Source organism: Vibrio sp. 10N.247.311.51 (assembly GCF_041467855.1).
Taxonomy (GTDB): domain Bacteria; phylum Pseudomonadota; class Gammaproteobacteria; order Enterobacterales; family Vibrionaceae; genus Vibrio; species Vibrio coralliirubri.
Genome location: NZ_JBFSVK010000027.1, coordinates 15,858 through 28,001, shown reverse-complemented (window position 1 = coordinate 28,001; position 12,144 = coordinate 15,858). Strand labels below are relative to the sequence as shown.

15 protein-coding genes are annotated in these 12,144 nt (G+C 45.4%); 7 read left to right on the top strand and 8 right to left on the bottom strand.

All coding sequences use genetic code 11. The features are described from left to right. Positions 1-100 precede the first annotated feature (100 nt). Entirely contained in the window at positions 101-625 is a 525-nt protein-coding gene (locus tag AB6E85_RS20225; RefSeq protein WP_012604974.1) for an FxsA family protein, read from the top strand. Between the two features lie 188 nt (positions 626-813). Here the strand turns inward: AB6E85_RS20225 and trmL are convergent, their stop codons facing one another. The 4 genes from trmL to AB6E85_RS20205 form a co-directional block, all read right to left on the bottom strand. Continuing rightward, positions 814-1,293, bottom strand: coding sequence for a tRNA (uridine(34)/cytosine(34)/5-carboxymethylaminomethyluridine(34)-2'-O)-methyltransferase TrmL (gene trmL / locus AB6E85_RS20220; protein ID WP_372143928.1), 480 nt, complete (start codon positions 1,291-1,293; stop codon positions 814-816). Between the two features lie 83 nt (positions 1,294-1,376). After that, positions 1,377-1,994, bottom strand: coding sequence for a superoxide dismutase (locus AB6E85_RS20215; protein WP_372143926.1), 618 nt, complete (start codon positions 1,992-1,994; stop codon positions 1,377-1,379). A 76-nt stretch (positions 1,995-2,070) separates the two neighbouring features. Then, positions 2,071-3,450 (bottom strand): envelope stress sensor histidine kinase CpxA, encoded by a 1,380-nt coding sequence (gene cpxA / locus AB6E85_RS20210; RefSeq protein WP_050619837.1) that lies wholly within the window; start codon positions 3,448-3,450, stop codon positions 2,071-2,073. Further along, a complete protein-coding gene (locus AB6E85_RS20205) occupies positions 3,450-4,139 on the bottom strand; it encodes a response regulator (protein WP_017063670.1) in 690 nt (229 codons plus the stop codon). Before AB6E85_RS20205 ends, cpxA begins: the two co-directional genes overlap by 1 nt. A 187-nt stretch (positions 4,140-4,326) precedes the next feature. On the opposite strand from AB6E85_RS20205, the gene AB6E85_RS20200 reads away from it, so the two are divergent. The 3 genes from AB6E85_RS20200 to pfkA all read left to right on the top strand — a co-directional run bounded on the left by AB6E85_RS20200 (position 4,327) and on the right by pfkA (position 7,189). Continuing rightward, on the top strand, positions 4,327-4,836 hold the full coding sequence (locus tag AB6E85_RS20200) for a CpxP family protein (protein WP_052880309.1): 510 nt from the start codon (positions 4,327-4,329) through the stop codon (positions 4,834-4,836). Between the two features lie 164 nt (positions 4,837-5,000). Next, positions 5,001-5,909: a CDF family cation-efflux transporter FieF gene (gene fieF / locus AB6E85_RS20195; RefSeq protein ID WP_029235400.1), complete on the top strand. Its 909-nt coding sequence runs from the start codon at positions 5,001-5,003 to the stop codon at positions 5,907-5,909. A gap of 317 nt (positions 5,910-6,226) precedes the next feature. After that, a complete protein-coding gene (gene pfkA, locus AB6E85_RS20190; protein WP_372143924.1) occupies positions 6,227-7,189 on the top strand; it encodes a 6-phosphofructokinase in 963 nt (320 codons plus the stop codon). 150 nt (positions 7,190-7,339) lie between these two features. Here the strand turns inward: pfkA and tpiA are convergent, their stop codons facing one another. Then, positions 7,340-8,110 (bottom strand): triose-phosphate isomerase, encoded by a 771-nt coding sequence (gene tpiA, locus AB6E85_RS20185; protein ID WP_017061158.1) that lies wholly within the window; start codon positions 8,108-8,110, stop codon positions 7,340-7,342. 249 nt (positions 8,111-8,359) lie between these two features. On the opposite strand from tpiA, the gene AB6E85_RS20180 reads away from it, so the two are divergent. Further along, positions 8,360-8,707, top strand: coding sequence for a 5-carboxymethyl-2-hydroxymuconate Delta-isomerase (locus AB6E85_RS20180; protein WP_050632402.1), 348 nt, complete (start codon positions 8,360-8,362; stop codon positions 8,705-8,707). Positions 8,708-8,752: 45 nt separating this feature from the next. Further along, positions 8,753-9,181, top strand: coding sequence for a DUF805 domain-containing protein (locus AB6E85_RS20175; RefSeq protein WP_048605424.1), 429 nt, complete (start codon positions 8,753-8,755; stop codon positions 9,179-9,181). Between the two features lie 62 nt (positions 9,182-9,243). Here the strand turns inward: AB6E85_RS20175 and AB6E85_RS20170 are convergent, their stop codons facing one another. The 3 genes from AB6E85_RS20170 to glpX all read right to left on the bottom strand — a co-directional run bounded on the left by AB6E85_RS20170 (position 9,244) and on the right by glpX (position 11,540). Further along, positions 9,244-9,591: a DUF3135 domain-containing protein gene (locus tag AB6E85_RS20170; protein WP_372143970.1), complete on the bottom strand. Its 348-nt coding sequence runs from the start codon at positions 9,589-9,591 to the stop codon at positions 9,244-9,246. Between the two features lie 122 nt (positions 9,592-9,713). Then, positions 9,714-10,334: a helix-turn-helix transcriptional regulator gene (locus AB6E85_RS20165; protein WP_372143922.1), complete on the bottom strand. Its 621-nt coding sequence runs from the start codon at positions 10,332-10,334 to the stop codon at positions 9,714-9,716. 198 nt (positions 10,335-10,532) lie between these two features. Beyond that, positions 10,533-11,540, bottom strand: coding sequence for a class II fructose-bisphosphatase (gene glpX / locus AB6E85_RS20160; protein WP_048614956.1), 1,008 nt, complete (start codon positions 11,538-11,540; stop codon positions 10,533-10,535). A gap of 324 nt (positions 11,541-11,864) precedes the next feature. Between glpX and zapB the strand changes: the two genes are divergently transcribed. Then, a complete protein-coding gene (gene zapB / locus AB6E85_RS20155; RefSeq protein ID WP_008219652.1) occupies positions 11,865-12,107 on the top strand; it encodes a cell division protein ZapB in 243 nt (80 codons plus the stop codon). The last annotated feature ends 37 nt before the right edge of the window (positions 12,108-12,144 follow it).

Genomic DNA, 12,144 nt, shown 5'->3' with positions numbered 1-12,144 from the left:
TTTGCAAAGTTATTCTTGGTCAATAAACACGCTTATTTACAGGATGAATTTGAGATTGTTAGGGCTTTCAGCGTAAACTGCAAGTAACAAAGGAGGGCGTGTGTTTCCTATCTTATTATTACTATTTATCTTCGTACCCATCATTGAGATTGGGCTATTTATTCAAGTTGGTGGCTTCTTAGGATTGTGGCCAACTATTGCGTTGGTTTTGATCACTGCATTTGTGGGTGCATCGTTGGTTCGTAGCCAAGGCATTCAGACACTTATGTCTGTGCAAGGTCGCTTGCAACAAGGCGAAATGCCAGCACAACAGATTCTTGAAGGCGTGATGCTTGCAGTTGCCGGTGTATTGCTGCTAACTCCGGGCTTTATGACGGACGCACTCGGTATGTTGGTATTACTGCCAGCACCAAGAGCGATGATTGCCAAGAAAATGATGGAAAAAATGGTGGTGACCAATATGTCTGGTGGTTTCCATGCCGGTGGACAAGCTGGTTTTGGTCAGAGCCCATTTGGACAAGACCCATTCAATCGCGATCCATCTGACCAATCAAAAGACGGCAACACCTTTGAAGGTGAGTTTGAGAAGAAAGACGACGACAACGATCGTAACCGCTTAAACTAATTAATTTTTCTCTCTTTATATAGAGGAAAAACAGAAAAGGCTCTTACCTTTATCCTTCGCAAGAAAGTGATAATGGTAAGAGCCTTTTTTATTGTCTGTCGCTAGCTGTTACTTACTGTTTACTATCGATAACAGATAACAGATAACAGATAACAGATAACAGATAAAAGATAAGCTTGAGTGTTCGGTTATACTGCGCCTTCAAACCCCATTTGTCGCCATGCTTCAAAAGCAATGATTGCCACTGCGTTAGACAGGTTCAGGCTGCGCGCGTCTGGCATCATTGGAATACGAATGCGTTGTTCCATTGGCATACTTTCGATGAATTCAGCAGGCAGCCCGCGAGTATCTGGGCCAAACATCAACACATCACCTTGTTGGAATTTTGCATCAACGTGGTGACCTGTCGTTTTAGTGGTGCAGGCAAAGATGCGGAAGTCACCCTCGCGTTCATTCTCAAGATACTCAAGGAAAGCTTCTAGGTTCTTGTGACGCTTAACTCGCGCAAGGTCGTGGTAATCCAAGCCAGCACGACGAACCTTCTTCTCTTCAAAATCAAAGCCAAGCGGTTCAATCAGGTGCAGGTTTGCGCCGCAGTTAGCACATAGGCGGATGATGTTACCCGTATTGGGTGCAATTTCTGGTTCGTATAGAGCGATATCAAACATGTTGGTTCACAAGAGTAATCAAAGATAGCCCGAGTATACGGTGGCAAGCTGAGTGAGTACAGTTCGCCACCGTCACCATTCGCTTAAGCTTGGTTCGTTAGTGCTTGCGCGTAGTTTTCAGATACGGCATTCCAATTCACCACGTTCCACCATGCATTGATGTAATCAGGACGACGGTTTTGGTAGCTGATGTAGTAGGCGTGTTCCCAAACATCGAGCGCGAGAATCGGTTCGCCATCACTCGCCACGGTATCCATCCACGGATTATCTTGGTTCGAGGTTGAGATGATCTTCAGTTGCCCTTGCTCTACCACTAGCCAAGCAAAGCCGGAGCCAAAGGTATTGATCGCCGCTTGGGCGAACTGATCTTGGAATGTCTCGAAATCTCCGAAGGAATTCTTGATAGCCTCGGCAAGCTCGCCAGTCGGTTCACCACCGCCGTCTTGCGACATGCAGTTCCAATACAAGATGTGATTGTAGTAGCCGCCGCCATTGTTACGAACAGCCGGGCTGTGCTGAGAGATGTTGGCGAAAATCTCGGTCAGAGATTGCTGTTCTAGCTCGCTGCCAGACACCGCTGCAACAAACTTATCGTAGTAGGTTCTATGGTGCTTGCTGTAATGCACTTCCATCGTTTTAGCATCAATGTAAGGTTCTAGGGCATCGTAAGCGTAGGGTAAAGCAGGGAAAGTGTGCGACATGGTAAATCCTCCTTAATTAGAGGATTTACCATAGTGATAATAGCAATCATTATCAACTGCGATCTTTGTGGGGGTATTACACCGGTAAGATAGGCAGGGTGATTTCGAGTTGTAATCCACCGAGCTGGCTGCGGGTCGCCGTGATGGTTCCGCTGTGTTGGCGAATCGCACTTTCAGTAATGGTTAATCCAAGACCTGTGCCGCCGGTATTACGATCACGGGCAGTGGAAACGCGATAGAAAGGTCTGAAGATAGAATCTAACTCATCATCAGGTACACCATCACCATTATCATTGACGCAAATTGTTAGCTGATCTTGAACCACATGGAATTGCACATCCACTTGGTCTTTACCGTAGTAGATCGCATTGCGTGTAATGTTGTCTAGCGCACTCATCAGCAGCTTAGGGTTCCCCGAAATAGAGCGTTCTGGGATCTCCGAAAACGTCAGTTGTTTGCCCATCTGTTCGGCTTCAAACTCTGCGTCCTTTAAGATCTCTTCCCATAGGCTCGAGATAGGCTGAACCTCACGAGTAATATGGCTGTCGACCTGCATACGAGATAGCGTCAGCAGCTCACTGATCATCTGTTCCAAACGCTGTGCTTCGGTATCAATGCGTTCTAACTCTTGGCTCTCACCTTGTTTACGAATCGCCAGTGCATTGGCCATGCGAAGGCGTGTCAGTGGGGAGCGGAGCTCGTGTGAAATATCAGATAGCAGGCGTTGTTGCCCCGAAATCATCTGGTTCACGGCTTCGACCATCTGGTTAAAGCTTTCACCGGCTTGTCTGAACTCTGAAGTACCTTTTTCGAGTGTTGGATCGACCTCGAATTGGCCTTTCGCCACGCGTTGTGCCGCGCGTTCTAGCCTGCGTGCGGGTTGACTCAGTGCCCAAGCTAGCCAAAGCAATAGTGGGGTACTCGCCAGCATAACCGCCAGCAGTAGCTGCAGAGGTCTATCAAACAGGCGTAACAAGAATGGCGGTGGTTGAGTCCACTTTATTCCGGCGTACATCAACAACTCTTCACCCGCGAGTTTGATCGGTACTGGACCTGCGACCATGTAGTGTCCGTACAGTTTTTGTTTCGGCACTTCAGGGTTATCTATCGAGGTAACAAAGTTGCGAATCGCTTTAAGTTTGTAGTCTGAATGCCTTTTTGAGGTAAGGACTGCGCCCTCAAGGTCGGTCAGATAGATGCGAGCGCGAGAATCCTTGCGGCTGCGTGGAGCCTCAAGTTGGAAGACAATTTTGCCCAGATTTGGTTCTTTGGCGTAGCGTTTCTCTGTGATTTTAGCGATACGCTCGAGTTTATCGAGGTGATCTGCGGGCACATCTCGCGCGACTCGAGGGTCTAAATGGGGAAGTGACAGCACCGACAAAAGCACCAGTAACATGGTGAACCAAAAGATAGCAAAGATACGTCCATATAAGCTGGTGATTTTAGGTATACGCATTAATCTTCCTCTACCAATAAGTAGCCACGGCCTCGTAAAGTTTTGATGCGTGATTTACCGTCAGTGCGCTCAGGAATCTTCTTACGTAGATTAGAGATGTGCATGTCTATCGCGCGGTCAAACGCTGCGAGCCTTTTACCTAACACATCTAGGCTCAATGCTTCTTTGGTGATCACTTGCCCTGGGTTTTGGATAAGGTGACTCAGTAGTGCGAACTCGGTTGTGGTGAGGTCGATGAGCTCACCATTGCAGTAGGCTTCTTGTTTGCCCGGGAAGACTTCGATGTCTTGATATTGAACTCTATCACTGGCCGCTTTAGGCGCGGTGGCGGTTTGAGTTCGACGCAAGATAGCTCGAATACGCGCTAACAATTCTCGGTCACTGAAAGGTTTAGGCAGGTAATCGTCCGCGCCAAGCTCAAGACCAATCACACGGTCGATCTCTTCGCCTTTTGCGGTCAGCATCAGCACGGGTGTTTCCCAATTTTCTCTCAGTTTCTTTAGTGTTTCCATGCCATTAAGACGCGGCATCATCACATCCAAAAGAATCAGGTCAATCTCATCATTGATAGCTTCCAGCCCTGCATAGCCATCATTGGCTTCGGAAACAGTGAAGCCCTCAAAGCTCAGAATGTCTTTGAGTAAGCTGGTTAACTCGGTGTCGTCATCAATAAGAAGAATGTTCGCCATTGGGAAGCCTTAATCGGTTATCTACTATTTACAGGTTAATAATACTGCTAATTATTCGTCAACTTTCACTCTTTACGATTCTTTACGCTTTCTAAACGTCACTTTACGAGGGAAAGACTAATCTATATCTAAGCGCTGAGAAACAGACGCAACACATGACTTATTATACCGAATTGAGGCAACAATTATGAAAATGACTAAGAAACTTGTACTAGCAGCTGCGGCACTTCCACTAATGTTAGGTACAGCAAGCGCGTTCGCATATGGCGGCGGCGATAAAGGCGATCACAAAGGCATGCACGGTAAATGTGGTGGCTTCGACAAAAAAGTGATGCGTCAACTAGACCTGACTGATGCACAAAAAACAGAATTGAAACAGATGCGCGAAGCGAATCGTGCAGAGATGAAAGAAAAACACGCTGGCAATAAAGCCGATAAAATGGCGAAAATGAAAGCGCACCAAGAGAAAGTTCAAGCATTGGTACTGGCTGACAACTTCGATGAAGCAGCAGCAAACGACCTAGCAAGCCAAATGGTTGAGAAGCAAACTGAGCGTCGCGTAGCAATGCTTAAGAAGCAACACGAAATGATGAGCGTACTAACGGCTGAGCAAAAGACTCAACTGAAAGAAATCCAACAAGAGCGCATGACTAAGTGTGCTGACAAAATGGAAAAACGCATGAACAAAGACAAGTAATTCATTGCTTGAGAAATCAGCGTTGAATGAAAGTGTTTAGAAAGAAGCGGCCGAGTGTCGCTTTTTTTGATCCTTAAAAATGAATGTTTTACATCATGGCTGTCATATTCAATTGGTGGTTTGCAGGTTATACTTTGTGCTATCAGTCACTTTATAGCCAAGTTATGAAACAAGAATACGCACGTTTAGTTACGCTCGCCGCTTGGGCAGCCACAACCATCGCCACTATTTTATTGATAGTGAAAGTCGCAGCGTGGTGGGTGACAGGTTCCGTGAGTCTGTTGGCTTCCGTCGTGGATTCAATGCTGGATATCGCGGCCTCTGTCGTTAACCTTATCGTGGTTCGTTACTCTCTGCAGCCTGCCGACAAAGAGCACACCTTTGGTCATGGTAAGGCTGAATCTCTAGCTGCATTAGCGCAGGCAATGTTTATTTCAGGCTCTGCATGTTTCCTTATTCTCAATGGTATTGAACGCTTCTTCCGACCTCATGAACTGAACTCTCCAGAGATTGGTATCTATGTCAGCTTATTTGCGATGGTGATGACCTTCGGTTTGGTTCGATTCCAAAAGCATGTGGTCAACAAAACAGGCAGCCAAGCTATTGCGGCCGACTCTCTGCACTATCAATCAGACCTTTATATGAACGCTGCGATCATGCTGGCACTGGCATTGAGCTGGTTTGGGATTGGTCAGGCGGACTCAGTATTCGCGGTCGGTATTGGTATCTACATTCTGTACAGCGCTTATCAAATGGCGATGGAAGCGGTTCAGTCTCTGCTTGATCATAAGCTGCCAGATGATGAGCTGAAACAGATTAAAGAGACATCATTGAGCGTGGAAGGCGTGTTGGGTGTGCATCAATTACGAACACGTCGTTCGGGGCCAATTCGCTTCATTCAACTGCATCTAGAATTGGAAGATAATATCCCACTTATTGAAGCGCATCGCATTTCTGACGAAGTAGAGGCTAAGCTTATCTCCGTGTTCCCTGATGCTGATGTATTAATTCACCAAGACCCGTATTCGGTCGTATTTGGACCAGAGAAGCAGCAGAAATTCCACTCGTGGTAATGCGTGCTAAAAATCAGCGGGCAAATGGTAAGTGAGTGGCTTTTGAACTAAAGTGAGTAAAAATTATTAACTGTTAGGTGATTCAAAAACCACCTTAGTAACAATTAATGTTGATTCTGATGTGAATCAACAAAGTTATTGAGTAAAACTGTAATACTCTTACAGAAGTAGAAATGTTACATAATTTTACGCGATTTGAGTGCTATTCCTGTTGAGGAAATGTAACATAACGCACAAATATAGATTTAAAATCTTGTTGATATACAATCAGCAAGAACAAGAATTGAATAATAGATTCCCAAAAATCGAGGGTGAGCATGATTAAGAAGATCGGTGTTTTGACCAGTGGTGGTGACGCTCCAGGTATGAACGCAGCAGTTCGCGGCGTTGTTCGTACTGCGTTATCAGTTGGCATTGAAGTTTACGGTATTTACGATGGCTACCAAGGCCTTGTTGAAGACCGTATCGAAAAGCTTGACCGTTCAAGCGTATCTGACGTGATCAACCGTGGTGGTACTTTCTTAGGTTCTGCACGTTTCCCTGAATTTAAAGAAGTTGCTGTTCGTGAGAAAGGCATTGAGAACCTTAAGAAGCACGGTATCGAAGCACTTGTTGTTATCGGTGGTGACGGTTCTTACATGGGTGCTAAGAAGCTGACTGAAATGGGTTACCCATGTATCGGTCTTCCAGGCACAATCGATAACGATATCGCGGGTACTGACTACACAATCGGTTACCTAACAGCGCTTAACACTGTTATTGATTCAATTGACCGTCTACGTGACACGTCTTCTTCTCACCAACGTATTTCTATTGTTGAAATCATGGGCCGTCACTGTGGTGACCTTACGCTTATGTCAGCAATCGCGGGTGGTTGTGAGTACATCATTACTCCAGAGACTGGCCTAGATAAAGAACAGCTTATCAGCAACATCCAAGATGGCATTGCTAAAGGTAAGAAGCACGCAATCATCGCTCTAACTGAGCTAATGATGGATGCTAACGAACTGGCTAAAGAGATCGAATCTTCAACTGGTCGTGAAACTCGTGCAACGGTTCTTGGTCACATCCAACGTGGTGGCCGTCCTACTGCATTTGACCGTGTACTTGCTTCTCGCATGGGTAACTACGCTGTTCACCTTCTTCAAGAAGGTCACGGTGGTCGTTGTGTTGGTATCGAGAAAGAAGAACTTGTTCACCACGACATCATCGATTGTATCGAGAACATGCAGAACCCAGACCGTTCTGAGCTGTTCCGCGTTGCAGAAGAGTTGTTCTAAGCCACGCTTAGCGTTCGCTTAAAGAATTTAAAAACCGCTGATTGTTCAGCGGTTTTTTTTGTGCCTGCCGTTTGGGTTTCAGAAACGACAGGCAATAAAAAAGGCCAACCTAAGTTGACCTTTCATCTAATCTAAACGGTGATGTTTAAATTAAGCTTTTGCTTCAGCTGCTGCTTTAGCGATAGCTGCGAAGCTTTTCGCGTCTAGAGCTGCGCCGCCAACTAGAGCACCGTCGATGTCTGGTTGTGCGAAGTAAGCTGCTGCGTTTTCTGGCTTAACAGAACCGCCGTATTGGATAACAACTTTCTTAGCAACTTCTTCAGATTTCTCTGCGATGTGTGCACGGATTTGAGCGTGGATGCGTTGTGCATCTTCAGCTGTAGCTGCTTTACCAGTACCGATAGCCCAGATTGGTTCGTAAGCGATGATAGCGCCTTCAAGAGCTTCAACACCTTGAGTGTTGATAACAGCGTCAAGTTGACGAGCACATACTGCAACAGTTTCGCCTGCTTCGTTTTGTGCTTCAGATTCACCGATACAAAGAACTGGAGTTAGGCCGTTCTCTTTTAGGAATGCGAATTTCTTAGCTACGAACTCATCTGATTCGTTGTGGTATTCACGACGCTCAGAGTGACCGATGATAATGTGAGATGCGCCGAACTCTTTAAGCATTGCTGGAGACATGTCGCCAGTGAATGCACCGCTGTTGTTTAGGTCAGAGTTTTGAGCACCTAGGATGATCGCGCTGCCCGCTTCAGTAAGCGTACGCTCTGCTAGATCAACGAAAAGTGCTGGTGGAGCAACTGCTACGTCTACGCCTGTTACGCCTTCAAGTTCAGCGTTAAGACCGTTTAGTAGATCAACAACCATTTCTTTGCTGCCGTTTAGTTTCCAGTTACCCATAACTACAGGATGACGCATAGGAATATCTCCAAAGTATTTAAATAAATCGAATGTAAAAAAGTAAACTTTATTACGAAATAATATAACAGATTAATATCAACAGATCATGACTGTGGTCATGACTTTCTTGGATCTTACTCAATGGTCAGAGTAGATTTTGAGCATATATCAGTGATCCGGCAGACAGAATAATAGCTAACTTCTCGGATTTTTCATCGTTAGTTGTTATTAAGGGACAAACGATTGCGTTAACAACAGGAAGTAACAATGCCGAATCTAGTTCTAGAGTACTCCAATTCAGTGGATGAGCGAGTAAATATCCAAGGCTTACTGGAAGATCTTCACCAAGTCGCTCTCACGTGTGGCTTGTTTGATGTGCCGTCAGTGAAGTCTCGTTCACTGCGTTGCCATAATTGGTTGGTCGGTGATGAGGAAGATAGTGTAGACTTTATTCATATCAGCTTTGAGTTACTTTCGGGACGAACGGAAGAGCAAAAGCGAGAATTGTCACGATCGTTAATGCAGGTCCTACAAGAACAAGCGAGTCATGTAAGAAGCTTAACGGTGAATATTCGTGATATGGATAAAAGTTGCTTTCAAAAAGTAATAAACTAACCATTGCTGCTGACTTTTAGCGGCGTATAAATTTGAGTATTTAAGATGTCGATGAAAGAATTACTGCTCTCTTTCAAGGGGAGAATTGGTCGTAAGACTTACTGGATTTGGAATATTTTCTACTACATAGCGATTACCGGTTTTGCTTCTGGTATCTCTGTGTTGTTCCCTGCCTACTCTTATATCCTGCTACCAATCTTCCTATTGATGCTTGTGATCCCAGACCTTGCGGTAACCGCTAAGCGCTGGCACGACCGCAATAAGTCTAATTACTGGCTACTATTGAATGTGCCATTAGTCTTGGGTCGTTTGGCTTCGCCAATGGCTGCAACGACGACAGAACCTGTATCGCCAATTCATATGGCGGCAACCGTCGCGGCATTAGTGTGTGGTTTGTGGATTCTGATTGAGTGTGGCTTGTTGAAAGGCACAGAAGGCCGTAATGACTACGGCGAAGACCCATGTAAATATTGAACAGCGAATCAATAAGAAGGGAGCATTACGCTCCCTTTTTTCTTTTTAATGCTTTGCTACTTTCAGTACATTTTAGGTTCGGTATTCGGCTTAAAAGGCACAATATTTTCAGGCAGAGATTCTTCAAAGCCGCAGCGCCCTTCGAGTGCATCTTGGAACTTACAGACCTGGCAGCGCAGCTCTTGCATGAGTACGACATTAGTATGGTGTGGGTTTTTACAACGGCTAACCACTAAGTCGATGTGACTTTGTTGTGCGCGAAGTCGGTCTTGCATTACTTCTGAAGCCGAACAGATCATCTGTTCGCACATCTCGTGTTTGAATTGATTGAATGCTTTCGGATCGCTTTTCGCGAGTTGGACAAGTTCATCAAAGGGTGGCAGTTTTTGAGAGGGTTGTGGATGCGCCATCATTCCTTCCTTAGCATTAAGCGTGTTTCATATGCTCTAAGCTTAAGAAAGAAATCTGTACAAATTTTAATCTATTTGTATTTTCTCAATATTGAGACGGTATTAATCGCTTACCGTTACAATCAAAGTGCGGGTGTTAAGGTGTAAGTACAGCGTCGTTCGCCAGCAATGATGTGTTCTGTACGGCTCACATGGCACTCATCTTTTAGTAACTCAGTAAATACATTGAGCTCAGATTGGCACAGGCTAGGGCAGCGAGTTGCAGCCTTACAGATAGGGCAGTGGTTCTCAATCAAGATGTAGTGATCATCATGCTCTTGAAGCTCAGCCATGTAGCCTTCGTCTTCACGAAGCTGGGTAAGTTTTTTAAGCTTGCTGATGAGTGAATCACAGTTAGACAATGCAGTTTGATACTGCTTGAGTGTGTGTTGTTCACGCTCGGCAGCAACCTTAGCCAGCCCTTCTTTACCAAATAGACTCTCCACAGCATCAATCACTTGAATCGTGAGTTCACCATGTCGGTCTGAAAATTGGCTATGGCCTTGTTGAGTCAGGGACCAGTGGCGAGTCGGGCGACCCACTTTCACTTTCACATCATGAAACGCAAGAATACCGTCATCTTCCAGGCTTTGCAGATGTTGCCTTGCACCCATTGTCGTCATGCCAAATTCTTCTGACAGTTGTTTCGCGGTTACCGCGCCTTGACGCTTAATGGTCTGTAAGATTTTGTCGCTTGTTTTCATACTATCCCTACCTCATGAACCCTACTATTATGAGGCAAGGTGTTTATAAAGCAAACCATTTACTATATTGATAGTAATTTACTCTATAGATAGCGTTTTACTCTATCGGCAGCCATGATGAGATTCTGCTGCGCTAATAAAACAAAAGGCTGATACTTGGTATCAGCCCTCGAATATTCTGTTTCACCGAGTTTTGGCTTACAGGATATGACCTACTACTTCTGGATCTTTACGCTCTAGGTAGTGGATAGATTTGATGCGGCGAATGGTACGGCAGCGGCCACGGATAAGCAGAGTTTCTGTGGTTGCGATATTGCCTTGGCGAGAAATACCTTCTAGCAAGTCACCCTTAGTGATGCCTGTTGCTGAGAATACAACGTTGTCGCTGCGTGCCATGTCTTCCATCTTCAACACGATACCCGCCGTTACGCCCATTTCTGCGCAGCGCTCAAGTTCAAGTTCACCGTGCTTGCGGTTTTCTTCTGTGTCGCCTTTAACTTCATGGCGAGGTAGAAGACGACCGTGCATGTCGCCGTCGAGTGCGCGAATTACCGCAGCCGAAACCACACCTTCAGGTGCGCCGCCGATGCAGTACATGACGTCTACTTCACTGTCTGGCATACAGGTTAAGATAGAAGCCGCAACATCACCGTCTGGCACAGCAAATACACGAACGCCCATTGCTTGCATATCGGCGATAATTTGATCATGACGAGGCTTAGCAAGTGTGGTTACGACTAGAGTATCGAGTGTTTTACCTAGTGCTTTAGCGATGTTTTCTAGGTTTTCTGTTAGTGGCAGTTCTAGGTCAATCGCGCCTTTAGCGCCAGGGCCAACAACCAACTTTTCCATGTACATATCAGGCGCTTTAAGGAAGCTGCCTTTTTCGCCTGCCGCCAATACAGCCAATGCATTTGATTGGCCCATTGCTGTCATGCGTGTCCCTTCAATTGGGTCAACTGCGATGTCGACAGCGTCGCCGCCCACACCTACGTTTTCGCCGATGTACAGCATAGGTGCATCATCGATCTCACCTTCGCCGATAACAATCTCACCGCTAATTTCGGTTTTGTTTAATAGGCTACGCATTACTTCTACAGCAGCGCCATCTGCAGCGTTTTTATCGCCACGGCCAAGCCACTTGTAACCAGCTAGTGCTGCACCTTCTGTGACACGAGAGAATGACATTGCTAAATCGCGTTTCATGCGGACTCCAAAATTTTCAAAGAGGGAATAGAAATTTCGCGGCGAATTTTACCATATCCAAAAGGAAACGTTTGCCTTTTTGTTTTTTGGAGATTGCTCTCGATCAATTCGCAGTGGAAAACAGTTATTATTCATCGAAATAATCGGTTTGCGGTTGTGGCGGTAATCGTTCACGTCAATATTCGGTAAAAAGCGCTGTTTTTTTCATCGAATGGCGCAAAATATCGAATATATTGAGTGTTTATCCTTGCTCTGCTGAGTAGAATGGGGAAATAAGTGGAGTGAACCTTCACCATCAAACGGATAACTTAAAGGTAGGCCAGAATGTCTTTTGAAGTACTAGAGCAGCTAGAAGCAAAAATTCAAACAGCAGTAGATACAATTGCACTTCTTCAAATGGAAGTGGAAGAGCTTAAAGAAGAGAAACAAGCACTAGCAACAGAAGCTGGTGAGCTTAAAGCAAGCCGTCACGAGCTAGAGCAAAAAACTCAGCAAATGCAGGAAGAGCATTCAGCATGGCAAGATCGCATCCGTAACCTTCTTGGTAAAATGGATGAAGTAGAGTAATCGACTCTTCAGATTTAAAAAAACGCCCGCTACTCAG